16 protein-coding genes are annotated in these 20,747 nt (G+C 68.8%); 7 read left to right on the forward strand and 9 right to left on the reverse strand.

Translation table 11 applies throughout. The features are described from left to right. The first annotated feature begins 277 nt into the window (after positions 1-277). Positions 278-2,995 carry a hypothetical protein gene (locus KOR34_RS24525; RefSeq protein ID WP_146568773.1) on the forward strand — a complete coding sequence of 906 codons (2,718 nt, stop codon included), beginning with the start codon at positions 278-280 and terminating at the stop codon, positions 2,993-2,995. Here the strand turns inward: KOR34_RS24525 and KOR34_RS24530 are convergent. Both KOR34_RS24530 and KOR34_RS24535 read right to left on the reverse strand, forming a co-directional pair. Continuing rightward, on the reverse strand, positions 2,937-3,893 hold the full coding sequence (locus KOR34_RS24530; RefSeq protein WP_146568774.1) for a hypothetical protein: 957 nt from the start codon (positions 3,891-3,893) through the stop codon (positions 2,937-2,939). The two genes, KOR34_RS24525 and KOR34_RS24530, sit on opposite strands and share 59 nt — an antisense overlap. Next, positions 3,880-4,461 carry an RNA polymerase sigma factor gene (locus KOR34_RS24535; protein WP_146568775.1) on the reverse strand — a complete coding sequence of 194 codons (582 nt, stop codon included), beginning with the start codon at positions 4,459-4,461 and terminating at the stop codon, positions 3,880-3,882. Before KOR34_RS24535 ends, KOR34_RS24530 begins: the two co-directional genes overlap by 14 nt. Before the next feature lie 586 nt (positions 4,462-5,047). Between KOR34_RS24535 and rplU the strand changes: the two genes are divergently transcribed. Beyond that, on the forward strand, positions 5,048-5,359 hold the full coding sequence (gene rplU, locus KOR34_RS24540) for a 50S ribosomal protein L21 (protein ID WP_146568776.1): 312 nt from the start codon (positions 5,048-5,050) through the stop codon (positions 5,357-5,359). Positions 5,360-5,510: 151 nt separating this feature from the next. Here the strand turns inward: rplU and KOR34_RS24545 are convergent, their stop codons facing one another. The 4 genes from KOR34_RS24545 to KOR34_RS24560 all read right to left on the reverse strand — a co-directional run bounded on the left by KOR34_RS24545 (position 5,511) and on the right by KOR34_RS24560 (position 9,952). Beyond that, entirely contained in the window at positions 5,511-6,254 is a 744-nt protein-coding gene (locus KOR34_RS24545) for a class I SAM-dependent methyltransferase (protein WP_146568777.1), read from the reverse strand. A 44-nt stretch (positions 6,255-6,298) separates the two neighbouring features. After that, on the reverse strand, positions 6,299-6,997 hold the full coding sequence (locus KOR34_RS24550; protein ID WP_146568778.1) for a hypothetical protein: 699 nt from the start codon (positions 6,995-6,997) through the stop codon (positions 6,299-6,301). A 155-nt stretch (positions 6,998-7,152) separates the two neighbouring features. Then, a complete protein-coding gene (locus KOR34_RS24555) occupies positions 7,153-8,475 on the reverse strand; it encodes a tetratricopeptide repeat protein (RefSeq protein WP_146568779.1) in 1,323 nt (440 codons plus the stop codon). A gap of 61 nt (positions 8,476-8,536) precedes the next feature. After that, positions 8,537-9,952: a class II fumarate hydratase gene (locus tag KOR34_RS24560; protein ID WP_146568780.1), complete on the reverse strand. Its 1,416-nt coding sequence runs from the start codon at positions 9,950-9,952 to the stop codon at positions 8,537-8,539. 240 nt (positions 9,953-10,192) lie between these two features. On the opposite strand from KOR34_RS24560, the gene KOR34_RS24565 reads away from it, so the two are divergent. Then, on the forward strand, positions 10,193-10,729 hold the full coding sequence (locus KOR34_RS24565) for an HYExAFE family protein (RefSeq protein WP_146568781.1): 537 nt from the start codon (positions 10,193-10,195) through the stop codon (positions 10,727-10,729). 7 nt (positions 10,730-10,736) lie between these two features. On the opposite strand, the gene KOR34_RS24570 is transcribed toward KOR34_RS24565, so the two are convergent. The 3 genes from KOR34_RS24570 to KOR34_RS24580 form a co-directional block, all read right to left on the reverse strand. Continuing rightward, the gene (locus KOR34_RS24570) at positions 10,737-11,453 is read right to left on the reverse strand and encodes a peroxiredoxin-like family protein (protein WP_146568782.1); all 717 of its coding nucleotides are present in this window, start codon (positions 11,451-11,453) and stop codon (positions 10,737-10,739) included. Between the two features lie 105 nt (positions 11,454-11,558). Then, complete coding sequence (locus KOR34_RS24575) at positions 11,559-12,623, reverse strand: hypothetical protein (protein WP_146568783.1); 1,065 nt, start codon at positions 12,621-12,623, stop codon at positions 11,559-11,561. A 75-nt stretch (positions 12,624-12,698) separates the two neighbouring features. Next, positions 12,699-14,114: a cytochrome ubiquinol oxidase subunit I gene (locus KOR34_RS24580; protein ID WP_146568784.1), complete on the reverse strand. Its 1,416-nt coding sequence runs from the start codon at positions 14,112-14,114 to the stop codon at positions 12,699-12,701. A 234-nt stretch (positions 14,115-14,348) separates the two neighbouring features. On the opposite strand from KOR34_RS24580, the gene KOR34_RS24585 reads away from it, so the two are divergent. The 4 genes from KOR34_RS24585 (at position 14,349) to KOR34_RS24600 (ending at position 20,739) form a co-directional block, all read left to right on the forward strand. Beyond that, the gene (locus tag KOR34_RS24585; RefSeq protein WP_146568785.1) at positions 14,349-15,254 is read left to right on the forward strand and encodes a rhomboid family protein; all 906 of its coding nucleotides are present in this window, start codon (positions 14,349-14,351) and stop codon (positions 15,252-15,254) included. 27 nt (positions 15,255-15,281) lie between these two features. Then, entirely contained in the window at positions 15,282-16,190 is a 909-nt protein-coding gene (locus KOR34_RS24590) for a TIGR01777 family oxidoreductase (protein WP_146568786.1), read from the forward strand. Between the two features lie 95 nt (positions 16,191-16,285). Then, complete coding sequence (locus KOR34_RS24595; protein WP_146568787.1) at positions 16,286-17,560, forward strand: efflux RND transporter periplasmic adaptor subunit; 1,275 nt, start codon at positions 16,286-16,288, stop codon at positions 17,558-17,560. 53 nt (positions 17,561-17,613) lie between these two features. Further along, positions 17,614-20,739, forward strand: coding sequence for an efflux RND transporter permease subunit (locus KOR34_RS24600; RefSeq protein WP_146568788.1), 3,126 nt, complete (start codon positions 17,614-17,616; stop codon positions 20,737-20,739). The last annotated feature ends 8 nt before the right edge of the window (positions 20,740-20,747 follow it).

The raw sequence follows: 20,747 nt of genomic DNA on the forward strand, positions 1-20,747 counted from the left end.
GGTCAAGCCACGGGTGCTCGGAGCAACGTGCGTTGAACACGCGCCCGCGGTCGCGTCCTCGGATTCCCGAGAGCACGCCGACGACCTACGCACCCGCCAGGCGCCGCGTGGGTTTCACGCTCGGCAACGATGCGCGCTTACCGACGCCGAGCGGCGCGGCACAAAGCTCGACAGCGCCACACCACCCAGCCATACTGGGGGATTCGGAAACCCGCGTCGCCCGCGCGACAACCCCCTCCCCTCCGCTGCCCCGTTCCGCCCCCACAGGGAACTCGCTTTGCCCCGCTCTCCTCTCCACGCCCCCATCGCTGCCGGCCTGCTGCTCGGCCTGCTGGCCGGTCCGGCCCACGCCGAGATTGACTTCACCGGGGACGTCAGCCCTGGCGACCCGGCGGAGTGGACATCCGAGACGGATGGCTACGTTGGCGTCACCGGTACCGGGACGGTCACGGTTGACGACGGTTCCTCGGTAGCATCGATGGGCGGCTACCTCGGGTACGAGTCAACCGCCACGGGGGAGGCGACCATCTCCGGGGCCGGCTCAAGATGGAGCAACGAAAAAGGTCTGTACGTTGGCTACGAAGGCGTCGGGACGTTTGTCGTGGAAGGGGGTGGCGCCGCATCGAGCAACTTCGCCTACCTGGGCTACGAGGCAGGCGCGTCGGGCGCCGCGACCGTTAGCGGGAACGGATCCGAGTGGACGTCGAGCGGCGGTCTGACCATCGGGCGAAGAGGAAGTGCAACGCTAGAGGTGCTTTCCGGAGGACTCGTCACCGGCAGCAACGGCTACCTGGGGGACGAGGCGGCCGCTACCGGGGCCGCGACCGTTTCGGGCGTCGGATCGCGGTGGAACGTGAGCGACGACCTGTACGTCGGCCGGGACGGCGCCGGCGTGCTGACCGTGGCCGACGGCGGGCTAATCACGGCTGGCACACTCTGGGCCTCGCCATCCGATCTCTACGGCGACGGCGAGATAACTGCCACAGGGGGGGCGGTGCTCGACGCCGACCTGACGCTCGACGCGTCGACCGGGAACCAATTCGCAACCAGCTTCGGCAACGGCGGCGTCCTATCGGTCACCGCCAATGGGGGCACGCTCGGCGCCGGCCACAAAGGCTCGGGCGCGCTCACCATCCGCGAAGGAATCGCGATTGCTAGTGAAACCGGGATGCTTGGCCGCCACGCGGGCGCCCTCGGCCAGGCCACCGTCACGGGGAGCGGCTCGCGGTGGGACGTCGAGAGCAACTTCTACATCGGTCATGACGGCAGTGGCGCCGTGACCGTTGCGGACGGCGGGCTCGTGACAACGGGTACGCTCTGGGCCTCGCCGGAAGACCTGCACGGCGACGGTCAAGTCATTGCGTCCAAAGGCGCCGTGCTCGACGCCGAGGTGACCTTCGACGCGGCAAGCGGGAACCGGTTCGACGCGAGCTTCGGCGCCGGTGGCGCCTTGTCGGTCACGGCTACCGGCGGCACTCTTGGCGCGGGGTACAAGGGAGAGGGCGCGCTGACGATATCGGAAGGCGTCGCCATCGCAAGCGACGCCGGTTTTGTTGCCTTTCACCCTGGATCATCTGGCATAGCGAGGATTACGGGGAGCGACTCCCGGTGGGAGACCCGCTACATCTTCCGTGTGGGAAACGGGGGGACCGGCATGCTAGTTATCGAGGAGGGCGCCACCGTTGACTCGTTGGTCGGCACCCTCGGTGGATTGTCCAGCGGCACGGGGTCAGCTCGTGTCGCAGGCAGCGATTCTCGATGGAGCATGAGCGGAAACTTGTACGCCGGCTTGTTCGGCGACGGAACGTTGTCGGTCGAATTCGGGGCACAGGTTTCGAATACCAATGGATACCTTGGCTACAACGAAGGATCTTCGGGAACTGTCACGGTTTCAGGCGCCGGCTCCCATTGGGAAAACAGCACGATCTTATATGTAGGCCGCCACGGAAACGGAACGGTAACCGTCACGGACGGCGGGTTCGTCTCCAGCTACCGTGGCGCCCTTGGGTATGCAGAGGGAACCGCAGGCGCCGTGACCGTCACCGGAACTGACTCACTATGGGAAGCCCGTAATGAGGTCACGGTCGGGGTGTCGGGCAGTGGCGTGCTGCGCATCGAAGCGGGAGGCCTGGTATCCAGCGAAGCCGGAACGCTGGCTCTCCGCGACGGCGCGACAGGCACAGCAACGGTTTCTGGGGCTGGCTCCGCTTGGAACATTGATAGCAGGTCACCCCTTACGATCGGTGCGAGCGGGAACGGAACGCTCCGCGTTGAGGCAGGTGGTCGCGTGTCCAATGGCAGCGGGGTTGTCGCCAACGCTGCCGACGGAATCGGCGCCGTCACGATCATCGGTCTTGGATCCCTGTGGACAACCAGCTCCGACCTTAACGTTGGCCGCGACGGCCAGGGGACCCTTGCCATCGCCGACGGCGGCCTCGTGACCGTTGGCCAGACGCTCACGATCGACTTCAACGGCGACGGCGACAGCTTCATCAACATGAAGACCGGCGGGATGCTCGCCCTGGCCGGCGACGCGGACGACTCCCTCTCCGAGTTCTTCGACCTGATCGAAGGAACCGACGCGATCCGCTATTGGGACGGCCTGCTCAACGACTGGGCCCCGCTGACCGACGCCGCCTACGGCGAGGACTACACGCTGGAGCACCTCACCAGCGGCGAGCTGGCCGGGTACACCCTGCTGACGGTGGGGACGCAGCTTGCCGGTCTGGCGGGGGACTTCAACGCCGACGGGGTCGTCGACGCGGCGGACTACACCGTGTGGCGGGACGGGTTGGGGACCTCGTACGTCGCCGACGACTACCAGCTGTGGCGCGACAACTACGGTGCGACCGCGGCCACCGCGCCGGCGGGGTCGGCGGCCGCCCCGGAGCCCGCCGCGATGATTCTGGTGGCCGCCGCGCTGGCGGCGGTCGTCGTCACTCGCTCGGCGGAGGGCCGGGCAGCTCTTCGTAGCCGACGGGCGCCGCGGGCGTGAACGTGTCGGGGTCGGTCTCGACGTTCCACTCCAGGTCGGTGAAGCGGTAGGTGGTCTCGAAGTCGTCGCCGCGGCGGACGCCGTGGATCTCGATCGGCAGGTCGGTGTTCGGATCGACCCAGACCTGCAGCGTCTGGCCCTGCCACAGCCACTGGGGGTCGGGGCCGTCCAGCTCGTCGAAGCCGGCCGGGCCGAGCTCGGTCCGGGGTGGGCCGTCCAGGGCGATCTCGAAACCGATCGCGTCGCGCCCGGCGACCTGCCGCTGGCCGAGGCTCTGCAGCACGCGCCCCCGGCGTTGGCGGACCATGTAGAGGATCACCTGCGGGCTGTTGGCGGGCGCCGTGTCCGCCCGGACGCCGCCGTCGACCCACCAGTACTGCCGCTTGAGATGGTCGATCAGGATGCCGGGGCCCTCGCCCGGGGCGCGGTGGGTCTCTTCCAGATTGACCAGCACCTTGGGCGGGCCGGCGTTAGCATCAGTGCGCGGCGTCTGGACGATGTGGATCTCGGCGCGCAGCCCGGGCGGCGCCACGCCAACGGTCCCGGCAAGGACTTCCCGCACCCGCCGCCCCTCTCCCTGCCACGAGTCGTACACGGACTCCATGCGGAAACGGTACGCGGTGACCTGATCGAGCGCGGCCGCCATCCGCTCCATCGCGTTGCTGGTCGGAGCGGCGCCGGTCAACCAGAGCGCCGCCAGCAGCGCGGCCGCCACGGCGCCGAGCGTGAGGCCGCCGAGCGCAACGCGTCGACCGGCGCCGGCGGGCCTTCCGTCAACGGAGGAATCGTCGAGCGAAGCCAACAGGCGGCGCCGCTGCTGGTCGTGCCGCGAGGCGGCGGGTGCGTGCAGCGCGGCGAGCGCGGCCTCGACGCGGTCGCCGGGTTCAGTGGGTTCCATCTTCGGCTCCTTGTCGCCTGGTGGCGTGATCTCTCGTCAGCGCGGCGCGGAGCTGCTTGAGGGCGCGCTGCAGCACCGCGTAGTAGCCGCTCCTCGACAGCCCGAGCTCCGCCGCGGCCGCGTCGGCCTGCTGCTGTGAGAAGTAGTACGCGTGCACCGCGAGCCGATCGCGTTCGGGGAGCCGCTCGAGGGCGGCGAGCAGTTGTGATTGCTCCTCTCGGGCGGCAGCGGCGGCGTGGGGGTCGTTCTCAATAGGCGGTTCACCAGCATGGTTCTTTGTGAGCGGGGCAGCCGCGTCGGAGTGGCGGCGTCGTTCACGGGCGACCTGCCGGGCCACGCCGCGCACCCACGCGCCGAATGACGACGGGGCCCGCAGGGTCGAGAGCCGCCGGTACGCACGGAGGAACGCCTCCTGTGTGACGTCGTCTACCGCGTCGAGCCCGCCGACCGCCGCGGCTGCCGCCCGGACGCCCGGCGCGTGCCGGTCGAACAGGCGGCCGAACGCCTCGCGGTCGCCCCGCAGGGCTTGCCGCACGTCGTCCTCGTCGGTGAATGGGCTGGCGGGCATGGCTACCTACTAGTGCTCTCAACCGGGCGATTGTCCACGGGATTCTGAACGATTCCCAGCCGTTTGCGCGGGCGGCGGGAACGCGTGGCCGACTCGCCGGATTTCGATAGAAACCGGCCACCTCGTGCGGGAGAATGGGTGGGTTGCGGGCGGTCCGCGGGGGCCGGCGGCGGCTGCGCGGGCAACTTCGGAGCCGCCGACTTATGTCCCTATCGATCGTTTAGGGTGGACAAAAGTCTGATTGCCTCACGCACCCAGAATCGCTCAAGCCATTACCATAAAACGACTTACAGCGATCCGAACCGTCGATCTGGGGCGACTTTAGTCCCTAAGGATCGATGTGCCGGAAGGGGACAAAAGTCCTGCGGCGGACCGCGGCCGTTGAGTGCCGATAAGGGGTATTCGGATCGGATGCGACTGCGTGCCGGGGTTCGCTGGCGAGACGGGAGGTTGCTGTGGGGCTTCGGCGGGGCGTTGCTCGCCGGCTGCATGAACCGCTACGCCCCTCGACAGTTTTTCGGGGGGTCGCTAGAATCCGAGATTCTCAACCGATTACTCCCCAGCGTCCTGCGAGTTGGACCCAGCCATGTACGCGATCATCGTCGACGGCGGCAAGCAATACAAAGTGGAAGAAGGCCAGGAGCTGGCCATCGATTACCGCGGCCTGAAGGAGGGCGAGAGCCTGACCTTCGACCGAGTGCTTGCCGTGGGCGAGGGCGAGAAGGTCACGCTGGGCGCCCCCGTGGTGGACGGCGCGAGCGTCTCGGCCGAGGTGGTCGCGACCACGCAGGGCAAGAAGATCGACGTGATGAAGCTGCGTCGCCGCAAGAACAGCCGCCGCAAGACCGGCCACCGCGCCCTGTTCACGACCGTGAAGATCAGCGGCATCAAGGGCTAGCGTTGTAGTCTTTAGGATTGCCCTGGCGCACGGGGGGCTTCCGCTAACGCGGAGCGCCCCCGGCACCCCCAACGCTAGCTGCGTATCAGCCTTTGACAGTGCACACGGGCGCGACGGAGACGCGACGCTTCCTGCTGGTCGGGCGGCCGCTCTACGAAGCGACCGTGACGGCCCACAGCTTTTCGTGCCACGGCGTTTCGACGCTGGCGAAACCGGCTTGGCGGAGCAGCGCGGCCTGACCGGCGACCGTTTCGTGGCAGTCGTCGCCGCTTGATCTTGGGCCGCCGAACTCGTCCAGGTTGCGCCGGCGCCACTTTTCTATGATCGGCCCAAACGACTCGGGGATGTCGCCGGCGGCGTGCGCCTCCTCCATGTGACGGCCCCACCACTCGAGCAGCGAGCGGTACTGGTGCTCGGACTCGGGGCGGTGCTCGTCGCCGTTGACGAACACGCCGCCCGGCTTGAGCGCGGAGCGGACCGCGCGGAACAACGCGAGCTTTTCGTCGGACTCCAGGTGGTGGATGGCCGACGTGCTGACCACCAGGTCGAGCCGCGCGTCGTCCGGCGAGAGGTCCGCCGCCCACGGCTGTTGCATCGACCGGCACACGGTGCGGGACCGGGCCCCGAAGCGGCGGAGCCGCTGGTGCGCCAGGTTGACGAACGGCTTCGACTGGTCGAGCACCACGACCGTCGCGTAGCGGAAGCGGTCGAGCAGCCGCTCGGCCAGCCGGCCCGACCCGCCGCCGAGGTCGAGCGCGCGGAACTCGGCGAGGGGGTCTATTGGCAACGCGTCCACCATCGCCTGCTGCAGGTCGAGGTAGAGCGGGTGGATCACCGGCGCGGCGGCGTCGTAATCGCGGGCGGCCTGGTCCTGGTTCCAGCGGTAGTCGGACATGCGAGGGAGGACCGGGCGGCGGGTGGGGAGGTTCGCTCGAGCGGCTAGTTCCGTTCAGGCAGGACCAGCGACTCGTAGGCGGTGTTGAGCACGGGCGGGTCGGCGGCAGTGCCGGGCGGGTGAGAGCTAGCGGCCGGATGAGAGCTGGCGGCCGGATCAGGCCATGGCTCCGAAGGCCAAGGGTCGCACGCGTCGAGGGCTGTGTCGAGGTCGGGGGCGGTTGGATCGATCCCGATGGGGTCGCCGCACTCGGCCGCGGGGACGTGCTCGGACGGCGGGTCGAACGGAAGGTACGCCAAGCTGATTCCTACGAGGGGGTACGACCGGTTCTCCTCGGAGGTCGTGAAGAAGTAGCTGGCGGTGGTTGAGATCCGGACGGCGGGCGTGACCCAGAAGTGCACGCCGGCCTCCGGGTAGCCGGCGAGCAAGACGTCGGACTCCTCGCCTTCGTCCGGCTCGCCGGGCGCCGAACCAACATAGGCGCCAACGCCGACAAACGGCGCCAACCGCGAAGGAGTCTGCAACCGAATGCCGGCGTCGATGCCGCCGGTGAGGGGATGGTCGCCCTCGGCCAGCAGCCCCTGGAATCCGCCGTGCAGCTCAACCGACCCCGCGTAAAGGTCGGGGTAGTGGAACATCCCAGCATTAACGCCCCCGGCCACGGGGTCGTCCTGCCCCACAGCGCCGGCGTAGAACCCGGTGTCACCGGCGACGTGCCGCGCGTCGACCGCCTGCTTGGTCATCCGGGCCAGGTTGCCGGTGTGGTGGGGGTACTTGGCGGCCTAGTCGGGGTGGCTGCGGGCCCAGCGGGAGCCGGTGCAACCAGCCGCCGCCAGGCAGAGCGCGGCGGCGAACAGGGCGAGTTGATCACGGTGGGTGCTGCGCATCGCGTCCCCGGTTAGCGGCGGGCCTGCCGTGCGGCGCCGGGGTCGACCGCGGTGCGGACCGGCGGTTGGCGGTACGGCTTGCCCTGGCGGTACAGCGCCAGTCGTTCCTGCAGCTCGCGGCGGGCCTGCTGAGGGGCGAGCATCGCGGCCTGCTGCTGGATGCGGACGGCGTGGTCGAACTGGCCGGCGGCGGCGTGGGCGGCGGCCGCCACGTCCAGCAGCCAGGGGTCGCCCTGGGCGCCGAACCGCTGCGCACGGTTGGCGGCCTCGACCGCCTTGGCCGGGTCGCGGAAGCGGGGGTCGGGGCAGGTCGAGAGCAGCCACGCGACGCTCTGGTAGGCCGACGCCGACGCGGCGTCGACCGCCAGCGCGGCGTCCAGGTCCGTGACCGCCTGCTCGTAGTAGCCGACCTCGGCGAACGCCGCGGCGCGGAGCACCAGCGTCTGGGCGTCGCCGGGCATCAGGCGGAGCGACTCGTTGTAGTCCCGCACGGCGTGGCTGTAACGGCCCAGCTGGGCGTGGGCGAAGCCGCGGCCCGCGTACAGGCCGGCGTCCGTTGGCAGCTGAGCGATGGCGTTGTTGTAGTCGGCGATTGCCCGCTCGTGCTCGCCGCGGCCCGCGAAGAGCTCGGCCCGGTTGCGGTAGCCGAGGGCGTTGCTGGGGTCGTGGGCGAGCGCGTGCGAGAAGTCGGCTAGGGCCTCGTCGGTCTGCCCGTACTCGGCCAGCGTGACGCCGCGGTTCACCAGCGCGGCGGCGTTGTGGGCGTCCAGCACGACCGCGTGCTGGAAGTCGGCGAACGCCTGACGGGGCTGCCCGGCGGCGGCGTGCAGCTCGCCCCGGCGGTTGTAGGCCCATGAGGTGAGGCGGCTGAGCTGGGCGTCGTCGGCGAGCTTGAGCTTCTCGCCGGCCTGCTCGCAGCGTTCGATCAGGTCGGTCAGGTCGGTGGCGGAGCGGCCGCGGCCGGCCATCCGTTCGGCCTCGGCGTACAGCGTCAGCAGGTGCTGGCCGCGGGGCGAGGTCGGGTTGGTCGACGCCTGCTGCAGCTGATCGTCGCGGACCGGCGGCAGCGGGCCGGGCTTGGAGAGCGGCTTCTCGAGGTCGAAGGCATCGTGCAGCTGGGGCCGGGGCGCGGCGGCCTTGATCGAGCGCGGCAGCGTGAGCGTCCGGTCGCCGGGCGGGAGCGCGGCTGCCGGCTGCGGCTCGGCCAGCGGGCGGGGCGCGTCGGCCGCGGGGAGAGGCGCGGGGAGAGGCGCGGGCTCATCGCCCGGGCAACGCGCTGCGGCGGAGAGTGCGGCTGCTGCCGTGATTGAGAGTAAGAACCGGGTCGCGTCCATGCGATCGTTCCTGGTGGTGTTTCCGGGCCCCGTCCATGGGGCCGACTTGCTTGATCGGAGGTTAGGCGTGCGGGTCGGTCATGCTCATCGGGTCGAGCAGCTTGTCGAGCTCGGCCTCGCCGAGGACCTGCTCCTCGAGGCAGATCTCGCGGATGGTCTGCCCCGACTTGAGCGCGTCCTTGGCGAGCTTGGCCGCCTTCTCGTAGCCGATCTCGGGGGCGAGCGAGGTGACCATCATCAGCGACTGGTCGATCAGGCCGCGGCAGCGGGCCTCGTCGACTTGCAGGCCGTCGACCAGCTTGTCGACAAACACGCTGGCGCCGTTGGCCAGCAGGGTGATCGACTGCATGAAGGCGTCGATCATGACCGGCATCGCGACGTTCAGTTCAAAAATCGAGCCGACGCCGCCCAGGCCGGCGGTGGTCACGGCGGCGTCGTTGCCGATCACGCGGCAGGCGACCTGCATGATCGACTCGCACATCACCGGGTTCACCTTGCCCGGCATGATCGACGAGCCGGGCTGCGTGGCGGGCAGCAGCAGCTCGCCAAGCGAGCACCGCGGGCCGCTGCCGAGGTGGCGGATGTCGTTGGCGATCTTGGAGAGCGCCACGGCGATCGCCTTGAGCTCGCCGTGGGCCTCGACGAACGAGTCCTTGGCGGCCTGGGCCTCGGGGTGGTTGCCGGCCTCCTCGAACGAAACGCCCAGCTGCTCCGACAGCGAGGCGCAGACCTTCGCGGCGAACTCGGGGTGGGTGTTGATGCCGGTGCCGACGGCGGTGCCGCCGATCGGCATGTTCTCCAGCAGCCGCACCTGCGCGCGGCCGGCGCGGATCACCGAGTAGTTGGCCTGGGCCGCGTAGCCGCCGAACACCTGGCCGACGCGGATCGGCGTGGCGTCCATCAGGTGGGTGCGGCCGATCTTGACGATCTGGTCCCAAGCCTGGGCCTTGGCGTCCAGCGCGTCGGCCAGCTTCTGCAGCGCCGGCGCCAGCCGGTTGTGCAGCGCCGCCGCGCCGGCAATGTGCATCGCGGTGGGGAAGGTGTCGTTGGAGCTCTGCCCCATGTTGACGTGGTCGTTGGGGTGCACCGCGCCATCGGCGCCCTTGGCGCCCAGCTCCAGCCCGAGCCGCAGGTTCGCTAGGTTGGCGATCACCTCATTGGCGTTCATGTTGGTGCTGGTGCCGCTGCCGGTCTGATACACGTCGACCGGGAAGTGGTCGTCGTGCTTGCCCTCGGCGACCTCCATCGCCGCGGCGATGATCACCTCGGCCCGCTTGTCGTCCAGCTTGCCGAGCTGCCGGTTGGCGTCGGCGCAGGCGGCCTTGAGGTAGCCGAAGGCGTGCACCACGTCGGCGGGTACCGGCTGGTGGGCGATCGGGAAGTTCTCCACAGCGCGGGCGGTCGAAGCCCCATACAGCGCGTCGGCGGGCACCTGCATCTCGCCCATGGTGTCGCGTTCGGTGCGGGTGTTGCTCATGTCGGCAGCTTGCAAGAAGGGGGGTGTCTGTTTGTCCTGGCGGTCCGGGACCGGCGTTTCCAACCGCGCATGCTAGCACGCGGCGGCACGCGCGCCGATGATAGGGGTTTCGCGGGCCTGGCGGAATGGCGGAATGGCGGATTCGGCGCCCGCGCCGCGGCGGATTCACGACAACCAGGGCTGGAAATGCGGTATGCTGGCGCCAGAGGCGTCCGCCACCGATCGACCGCACACCGCCCCATGGCTAACCGCCACAACCACTACGAGGCCGCGTTCGAGGCCTACCTGCGCGACGAGCGGCTCGCCTACGTGGCGGTCGACGAGCAGCGCCGCGCGCTGACCGGCGACGCCTCGCTGAAGAGCGTCGACTTTATCGTCACGCCGGCCGCGGGCGGGACTTCGTGGCTGATCGACGTGAAGGGGCGGCGGTTCCCGGCCGGGCGCAAGCAGCGGCAGTACTGGAAGAACTGGTCCACCCGCGACGACGTCGACTCGCTCACCCGCTGGCGGGCGCGGTTCGGACCCGGGTTCGACGCGATGCTGGTGTTCGCCTACCACCTCACGGCCGAGCAGTCGCCGGTGCCGGTCGAGCAGGTGTTCCCGTTCCGGGGCCAGGCTTACGCATTCGTCGGCGTGCCGTTGGACCAGTACGCCCGGTCCGCCCGCCCGCTCTCAGAGCGGTGGCAGACCATCGCGATGCCGGTCGCCGAGTTCCGCCAGGCCGCCCGCAGCGTGGGCGACCTGCTGCACGCCGACCCCGCGGCCACGCGGGCGTAGCGCGCGCCTACAGCTTCTTGAGCGCCGCGACCACGTCGCGGGGCTCGGCCCGCTTCTTGTAGTCGGCGTCCAGGAACGCATAGCGGATCACGCCGTTGGTGTCGATGACGTAGGTCGCGGCCAGCGGCAGCTCGAACCGGTCGTCGCCGTTGAAGTCGGCCAGCTTCAGCCGGTCGCGGTAGGTCGGCAGGATCACCTGCGGCAGCTTGAACACGATGCCCAGCTTCTTCGCCACCGCGTTGTGCTTGTCGGACAGGACCTGAAACGTGAGGTTGTGCTTGTCGATGGTCTCGGCGACCTTTTCCGGCATCTCGGGGGCGACCGCCGCCACCCTGGCGCCGACGCCCTCGAGCGCCGCGACCGACTTCTGCAGGTTCTGCAGCTGCAGGTTGCAGTACGGGCACCAGCCGCCACGGTAGAACGTCAGCACGAGCGGTCCGTCGGCCCACAGCGAGCTGAACTCCACTGGCTTGCCGTCGATGTCGTAGAGCACGCCCTTGGGCGCCTTGTCGCCAACGTTGGCCGCTTTGTCGAGCATGCCGGTGTCGCGGACGTCGGTCACGCCCTGGGCAAACCGCTCGAGCATCTCGGACGGCATCCGGTCGGCCGCAGACTGGCTCATCTTTTCGAGCTCCGGTTTCAGCAGCGGCGGCTCGTCAGCGCTGGTGCGGACGGCAGCGAGGGCGACGATCACGAGCAGCAGGCTGCGGACGGCACAGGTCATGGGTGGGTCTTTCGCTCGGAGGGAGGGGCTGGCGGGCGCTGGGTCGGTCGGAGGAACCTACCAGCGGTATTCTACGCCTGAGCCACGGAGCAACGGTGAACCAACTCACGTTCCCGGCGAATCGGCGTCGACCGGCGGGCGGCACGCGATGCGGACGACCCAAACGATCAGCCCGGCGTTCATCGCTAGCAGAGCCGCAAACAGCCACCAGCCGCCGACCCGGGCGGCCGCGGCGTGGGCCTCGTAGTACTCGGTGATGTCGACCGCCGTGAGCCGGCGCAGCTCCCGCAGCACCGTGACGCCGGCGGCGGTGAGCACCGCCGCCGCTGACAGCCCCAACCACAGTTCGGCGCGCAGTTGGCGACCACGCCAGACCATCGTCCACAACGCCACCTGGGCGACCCAGCCGATCAGCCCCAGCGTCAGCCACGGCCAGCCGACCGACACGACCGACTGGCGGGCGTCGGCGGGGAGCTGGAAGTAATACACCACACCGGCCGCCGCCGCGGCGACAAGCGACGGCAGCGCCACCCGCGCCAGCGCCTTGCGGGCCGACGGGACCTGCCAAGCGAGGATCATGGACAGCATCGGGAACGCCCCAACCCACCACAACGCCAGCCGGGCCGGAAGCTCGCGGTCGCCGTAGAACCAGCCGCCGCGGGCGTACTGCTCGATCCACACGTCCTGACCGCGGGTGCTGAGCACGTGGTTCTCGGTCCAGCTCCAGGCGACGAAACCGAAGCAGAGGAAGATGCCGACCGACACCAGCATCCGCACCACCGCGGGGCGGGCCTGGAACCGTTTGGACTTCTGCAGGTACAGCAGATAGAACGCCACGATCAGCACCGGCAGGATCGCCATCCAGCGGTGCAGCAGCAGCAGGTTGGCCGTGTAGAAGGGCTGTTTGTACAGCACCTGCAGGAACAACAGCGGCGCCACGCCGGCGGTGATTGCTACGCTCAGCGCGAACGGCATCCAGTCCCGCAGACCGGCTGCGATCCGCTGGTGGGCGTCGCTGACCCCGCCCCGTGCGGCCTCCCAGACGCCGAGCAGCGCCAGGTAGCTCGATCCGGCCAGCACATAATTCATTGGCACGACGTGCAGCACCAGCGTGCCGAGGTACAGCACCAGGTAGAACGCGGTGGAGGCGGGCTGGTCGAACGGGAACATGGGAGGGAGTGGTTGGTTGCTGGTGGTGAGTGGTAGGTGGAGGGTGGTGGGGGGTGAGTGGCTAGTGGCTAGTGGCTAGTGGTTAGAGTCTGCCGAGCTACCCACCCTGACGCCCGGTTCGACGCCCACCTCGTCAAGGTGGCGCTGGATCTGGGCGATGACCCGCGGGTCGTCGGTAGCGAGCCAGCCGTCCGGCTTGTCGGCGTGCCCCCAGCGGAGCCACTGCACAAGCGCCTCGAGCTCTTCCGGCGTGCCGGCGAACGGCGGCATGAAGTTCTTGGTGCGTTGCAGCTGCGCAATGTTCAGCCGCAGCTGGTCGTCGGTCCAGCCGCTGGTCAGGTGGGCCAGCCCGTTGGCGCCGTCCCAGGTGTGGCAGACGCTGCACTGCACGCGGAACACGTGGGCCCCCAGCCCGAGCTGCTCGGGCAGCTCACGCTCGCCCCGCAACGGGTAGGGGTCGCCGGTGGTGCACCCCTCGCGGCGGAACCTGGCCACCTCGTCCTGTGTAATGGAGTTGGAGTAGAGCGTGCCGTGCACGGTGTACGGCTTGCGGATCCCCTCGCGAACGAATTCGGCGCCGGCGGTGGCGCCAAACCCCAGCGCAATCAGCAGCGCCGCGGTCGCGCCGTTGACGGTCATGCTCTTTTTGAGCAGCAACACCACCGCGTAGCCGCCGATCAGCGCCGACGCGCCAACGCCAATCCCCAGGAACATCGTCATCGCGATGCTGCCGCCCATCGCCCACGTGCGCGACGCCTCGGGCACGGCCGCCAGGAACCAGGCGCCCAAGAGCGGCATCACGGCCATCGGTGCGAGGAACCGGAACGACGCGTGCACCAGCCGCCGCCGCTCCTCAGCGTCGAACCGGGAACTGAGGTTCACCACCAGGCAGGCGACCAGCGCCGCGGTAGCCATCGACGATAGCGTGCGGAAGATCAGCGACGGCCAGAACGTCGGGTTAAAGAACCCCTGCCAGACGCTGTGCGTTTCGTGCCAGGCGCCAGGGGTGAGCTGCCACGAGAGGATGCCGTTGATCCAGAACAGGCTCATCCACGCGGCCAGCGAGTACATCAGCAGGAGCGTCAGCCGGCTGCGTGGGTCGAGCGTCGGGCCGCGCCGGTAGAACGCGTAACCGGCGGCGACCTCCAGACAGAAGAACGTCCACTCGATGGCCCACACCCAGTGGAACTCGTCGACCATCAGCCCGATGGTCCGCGGGCTGATCTGGATGGTAGTGAACCACATCGCCACGCCGGTCACCGCGCCGGTGACGAACGACACCAGCACCAGCACACGGAATAGGCCGTCGATGAAGCGGGTGTAGAGCTCGCCGCCGTCGGCGCCGCCGCGCATCGACCGCCACTGGAACCAGCTCATCAGCAGCCCGCCGCCGATCGCGAACTGGGCCAGGTACACGTGGAAAATACCCAGCCCCCCGATAATCATCCCCTTCATCACGGGGCCGAAATCGTTGACCGGGTAGTAGAACATCCGCGCGGGCCCCGCTGGTCGTTGGGCGTGGGAGAGGGCGGGCCGGGCGGTGAGGCGCCGCGGCCGTGCTCCTTATACCATCCACCCCGCTGCCGGCGGAGGCAATCGCCCGCGACAATCTGCCGCGGGGGGTCGGCTGGGCGGGGAAAGCTGCACTTTTGCCCCGGCGCGGCGTAAGATAGTCTTACTCACCCACCCCGAGCCCTCACCCTAAACCCTTGCTAGCTAACGCCTGTGGGCATTTACGACCGCGACTACGAACGACAAGGCCAGTGGCGCGACAGCTACGGCGGGGGGGGTGGTATCCAACTCCGGTTCCCTGAGACGAGCGTCAACCGCATCGTGCTGGTGACGCTGCTGGCGTACCTCGTTGAGGTCGTCTTCTTCAGCTCGCCCGACGGCAACCTGTGGGTCCGCTGGCTCAGCCTGTGGTCCAACTGGTTCTACTTCCCGTGGGAGGCATACCAGCTGCTGACCTACTCGCTGGTGCACGACCCGCACAGCATCTGGCACGTGGCGGGCAACATGTTCGGCGTGTGGATGTTCGGGCGTCAGCTGGAGCAGCGGTTCGGCAGCCGTGAGTTTATGCTTTACTATCTGGGCGCGGTCCTCGCCGGCGGGCTGGCAATCACGCTGTACAACGTTGTTGTTCCGTCCGCGCAGCCGTTCCCGACGCTAGGCGCCTCGGCCGGGACGGTGGCGGTGATCCTGCTCTACGCCCTGCTCTACCCGCACCAAACGGTGCTGCTGTTCGCGGTGTTCCCAATCCCGATGTGGGTGCTGGGGGCGTTCATCGTGGGCCAGGACGTCATGCGGGCGCTCAGCACCGACGCGGACGGCGTCTCGTTCCAAGGGCACCTCGGCGGGGCGGCCTTCGCCGCGGCGTACCACTTTCAGCGTTGGCGGCTGTCGAACTGGGTCCCACAGGAGTTCAAGCTGCCATCCCTTAAGCGCAGGCCAAAGCTCCGGGTGCACACCGCCCCGGACGACGAGCAGAACGAATCGCAAGACAAGCTGCGAGACGAGGTTGACCGCATCCTGAAGAAGATCAGCGACCAGGGGTCGGACAGCCTAACGAGCAAAGAGAAGCGCCTGATGCAGAGGGCGAGCCGCGAGTTCAAGGGACGCCGGCAGTTGTGATCCTCCGCCGGCGAGTACAATGGAAGTATGAGCCTCCCCTCCCCCATCGCGGTCACCGGCGCCACCGGCATGGTCGGGTCCGCGCTGTGCCGCTCACTCCGCGACCACGGTGTCGAGGTCCGGCGGCTGGTCCGCAGCAGGCCGGCGCCCGGCTCGTCGGACGTGTACTGGAAGCCGTCCGCAGGAGAGATCGACCGGGACGCGCTCGCGGGGATTGAGGCCGCCGTGCACCTGGCGGGCGAGAGCATCGCCGCGGGCCGCTGGACGGCGGCAAAGAAGGAGCGGATCGTCTCCAGCCGTGTCGACGGAACGCGGCTGCTGTCCCAGGCGCTTGCCGCGCTCGACCCGAAGCCGCGGGTGCTGGTCAGCGCGTCGGCGATCGGCTTCTACGGCGACCGCGGGCAGCACCCGGTCGACGAGAACAGCCCCCCCGGCGCCGGCTTCCTGGCCGAGACTTGCATCGCCTGGGAGGCCGAGACCCGGCCCGCCTGGGAGGCCGGCCTGCGGGTCGTGCAGACCCGCATCGGTGTGGTGCTGAGCGACCAGGGCGGCGCGCTGGCGAAGATGCTTACGCCGTTCAAGCTAGGGCTGGGCGGCGTGCTAGGCGACGGCCGCCAGTATATGAGCTGGGTCACGCTGGACGAGCTGGTGGGCGTGATCGAGCACTGTCTGGCGAATGACGGCGTGCACGGCGCGGTGAACGCGGTCGCGCCGGGAGCGGTGACCAACCGCGAGTTCACTAAGACGCTAGGCCGCGTGCTCGGCCGGCCCACGGTGCTGGCCGTTCCCAAGTTTGCGCTCCGCGCCGCCGCCGGCGACCTGGCCGACGAGGCGCTGCTGGCCAGCGCCTGTGTGCGTCCAACCAGGCTCCAAGAAACGGGGTACGAGTTCCGCGACCCCGAGCTCGAGCTGGCCCTGTTACGGGTTATCCCCTAGCGGCAGGTCCCGCCCACTGGCGGCGCGCGTAATGGTCATCCGCCGATAGCGGGGTTAGACTGACGCCCTGATCCTTCTCCGTCAGGGCCCTGCACATGCGTCGTCGCGTTGGAATTCAGGACTTAGCGCTCCACTTAACATTGCTGCTTGCGGCGCCACTCGGCTGTACCGAGAGGAATGAGTACCAGCCGCCGCCGCCGCCGGACGTAACTGTCGCGAACCCCGTGCAGGCGACCGTCGAAGACGTGCTGGAGGTGACCGGTGAGACCATCCCGCACGAGCGGATCGAGATCCGCGCCCGCGTCGAGGGGTACCTCGAAGAGGCCCCGTTCACCGAGGGCGCAATGGTCGAGCAGGGGCAGCCGCTGTTCATCATCGACAAGCGGCCGTTCCAGGCCGCGGTCGACGCCGCCAAGGCGGCCGAGCTGGTAGCCGAGGCCCGCGTGCGGAGCGCCGAGGCGGTGCTCAAGCAGGCGCAGGCCCAGGCAGCCAACGACCAAGCGCAGTACAACCGCGCCGCCCGAGCCGCACAAGCCGGTGGCGTAACGCAGGCGGAGCTGGACGAGCTGCGGACCACGTACCAGAACTCCGTCGCGGAGATCGACGTGGCCCAGGCTTCGATCGAGTCGGCGAAGGCCGAGGTCGAGGCCGCCAAGGCCACGGTCCGCCAAGAGGAGCTCGACCTCAGCTACACGGACGTCACCTCGCCAATCGCGGGTCGCGTCGGCAAACGGCAGGTGGACCTCGGCAACCTGGTGGGCTCAGGGGAGTCGACCGTCCTAACCAACGTCATCGCCTACGACCCAATCTACGCCACCTTTACGATCAGCGAGGCCGAGCTGCTGAAGTTCCAGCGTCAGGCCGAGGCCAGCGGCGACGCGCCCGGCCCGAAGACCCGCGACGAGAACGACCGCCCGATCCTGCTCGGCCTAGCGGACGAGGAAGGCTACCCGCACGTCGGCCGCTTCGACTACGCCGACCTGGCGCTCGACCGGGCCACGGGCACTTACTTCGTCCGCGCGGAGTTCCCCAACCCCGGCCTATCGATCCCGCCGGGCGCGTTTGTCCGGATCGCGATCCCGCGCAAGGAGGAAGAGGCCCTGCTGCTGCCCGACGAGGCGATCGGCCGCGACCAGAACGGGGCGTACGTGTCGGTCGTGGAGGCCGACAACAAGGTTGCTCGGAAGGCGGTGGAAACCGCGGGGCTGTACGACGGCAAACGGGTGATCAAGCAGGGGCTGACCCCCGAAGACCGGGTAGTGGTGAACGGGCTGCAGATGGCCCAGCCGGGCGCCGTGGTAAACCCCATTGAGGCCAGCGCCAGCGGCCCGCCAGAGTCCGAGGACGCGGCCCCGCGGGCCGACTCCTAGCCCGCCACCTACTCCGGCGTCGTCCTCCACCGCTCCTCCGCCCCGGCCGCACTATGTCCCGCTTCTTCATTCACCGCCCAATCTTCGCCAGCGTCATCTCGATCGTGATCGTCCTCGCCGGCGCGGTCGCACAGCGAGGGCTGCCGATCTCCAAATTCCCGGAGATCTCGCCCCCCACGGTGCAGGTGTCGTGCAGCTACCCAGGCGCGAGCGCCAAGGTGGTTGCGGAGACGGTCGCCGCGCCAATCGAGCAGGAGGTGAACGGCGTCGAAGACATGCTGTACCTCAGCTCGGTCAGCTCCGACGACGGCTCCTACAAGCTGACCGTGACGTTTGAGATCGGCGTCGACCTCGACATGGCCACCGTGCTGGTGCAGAACCGCGTTGCGATCGCCGAGCCGAAACTGCCGGAGGACGTCCGCCGCCAGGGCATCACCACCAAGAAGCAGTCGACGCAGATCCTGCAGTTCATCACGCTCACCTCGCCCGATGGGTCCACCTCCGACCTGGACCTGTCGAACTACGCGACCCGGTTCATCAAGGACGAGCTGGCCCGGATCGATGGCGTCGGTTCGGTGGAGATCCTCGGCGCCGACGAGTACAGCATGCGGGTCTGGCTCGACCCCCACAAGCTCAAGGCCCGTCAGCTCACCACCGAGGACGTGGTGAACGCGATCCGCGAGCAGAACGTGCAGGTGGCGGCCGGCCGGATCGGAGAGCCCCCGGCGCCGAAGGGGACCGCGTTCCAGTACTCGGTCAACACCCTCGGTCGGCTGAGGGACGTCGAGCAGTTCGGAAACATCATCATCAAGACCGCCGACGGCGTGCGGTTCACAAGGGTGCGGGACGTCGCGCGGGTCGAGCTGGGCTCCAAGAGCTACAGTGTCTCGTCGAAGTTTAACGGAGCCCCCTCCACCAACATCGCCATCTACCAGCTCCCCGGCGCCAACGCGCTGGACATCGCCGCCCGCGTGCACGAAACCATGGCGAAGCTCGCTAAGAACTTCCCGCCCGGCATCGCCTACGAGATCCCGTTCGACACCACCAAGTTCGTCGAGGCCTCGATCGAGGAGGTCTACTCCACGCTGTTCGTGGCGGTGCTGCTGGTGGTGCTGGTGATCTTCGTGTTCCTGCAGGACTGGCGGGCGACCCTGATCCCCTGCGCCGCGATCCCCGTAGCGCTGATCGGCGCCTTTGGCGTGATGGCGGCAATCGGTTTCTCGATCAATATGCTCACGCTGTTCGGCGTTGTGCTGGCAATCGGCATCGTCGTGGACGACTCGATCGTGGTGGTGGAGAACACGGCCCGCTGGCTGGACGAGGGCCTGCCGCCCAAACAGGCCGCCGAGCGCGCGATGGAGGAGATGACCGGCCCGGTCATCGCCACCACGCTCGTGCTGCTGGCCGTGTTCGTCCCCACCGCGTTCATGGGCGGCATCACGGGGCAGCTTTACAAGCAGTTCGCGCTGACCATCTCCGCGGCAGTGGTGCTTAGCTCGGTGAACGCGTTGTCGCTCAGCCCCGCGCTGTGCGGCATCCTGATGCGTCCGACCCAAGAGGTCCGCAACCCATTCTTCAAGCTGTTCAACAAGGGGTTCGACTCGGTCGCGTCGGTCTACAAGTCCGTCATCGGCGGCACCGTGCGGGTGGTCCCCCTGACGCTGCTGATCTTCGTCGGGCTGGTCGCCGTGACCGGGTTGGGCTTCGCCCGACTGCCCACCGGCTTCATGCCGACCGAGGACCAGGGCTACGCGTTCGCCAATGTGCAGTTGCCCGACTCGGCCTCTCTGCAGCGAACCGAGGAAGTCATCGCCCGCGTCGACCGCGTGCTGGCGAACACCCCCGGCGTGCGCGACCGGGTGCTGGTCTCCGGCTACTCGATGCTGTCGGGCAGCCGGGGATCGAACTCCGGGATGGCCGCCATCGTGTTCGAGCCGTGGGGCGACCGCACCGCCGAGCAGACCGCCCAGGACGCGATCGTGGAGAACCTCCGCCGCGAGTTCTCCGAGATTGAGGAGGCGATCGCCATCGCGTTTGTCCCGCCGCCGATCGACGGCCTGGGCAACGCCAGCGGGTTCCAGATGCAGCTGCTCGACCAGGGAGACGTCGGGCTCGTCGAGCTGCAGAACTCAGCTAACAACCTAATCGCCGCGGGCCGGGGCCAGTCCAACCTCAACGCGAGGTCCCTCAACACCACGTTCCGCGCTGGCGTTCCGCAGCTGTTCGCCGACGTCGACCGCGACAAGGTCAAGAGCCAGAACATCCCGCTGAGCAGCGTGTTCGGCACGCTGCAGGCCTACCTCGGCTCGGCCTACGTGAACGACTTCAACCGCTTCGGCCGCACCTACCAGGTCCGGGTGCAGGCCGCCGAGCAGTTCCGCGCCAGCCCCGACGACATCGCCATGCTCGACGTCCGCAACGCCGCGGGCCAGATGTCGCCGCTCGGTTCGCTGCTCACGGTCAACCACTCCCTCGGCCCGCAGCTGGTCACCCGCTACAACCTCTACCCCACCGCGCAGATCAACGGCGAGCCCGCCGCGGGCGTCAGCTCCGGCCAGGCGCTGTCGCTGATGGAGCAGATGGCCGACCAGTCGCTGCCGCCCGGCGTGGGCTACGCGTGGACCGGCATGTCGTACCAAGAAAAACAAACCGGCAACGAGCAGTACTTCATCTTCGCGCTGGCGATCGTGTTCGTGTTCCTGGTGCTGGCCGCGCAGTACGAGAGCTGGGTGCAGCCCGCCGCGGTGATCGCCGTGGTGCCGCTGGCGGCGCTCGGCGTGGTCGTGATGCTGATGGCCCGCGGCATGGACAACAACACCTACACGCAGATCGGCGTCGTGCTGCTGGTGGCGTTGGCCAGCAAGAACGCGATCCTGATCGTCGAATTCGCCGCCGAGCAACGCAAGAAGGGGCTGAGCCTCCGCGAGGCAGCCGTGTCGGCCGCCGAGCTCCGCTTCCGCGCCATCCTGATGACCGCGTTCAGCTCGATCCTCGGCTTCCTGCCGCTGCTGGTCTCCAGCGGCGCCGGCGCCGCCAGCCGCCAGGCGGTGGGCAACGCCGTGGTCGGCGGCATGATCGCCGCGACCATCTCCTCGCTGCTGTTTGTGCCAACGTTCTTCGTCGTGTTCCGCGGCCTCGGCGAGTGGGCCGCGGGCAAGCCCGCGGACAGGCCTGTGTAGCACTCGGC

The sequence above is a fragment of the Posidoniimonas corsicana genome (genome assembly GCF_007859765.1).
GTDB lineage: Bacteria > Planctomycetota > Planctomycetia > Pirellulales > Lacipirellulaceae > Posidoniimonas > Posidoniimonas corsicana.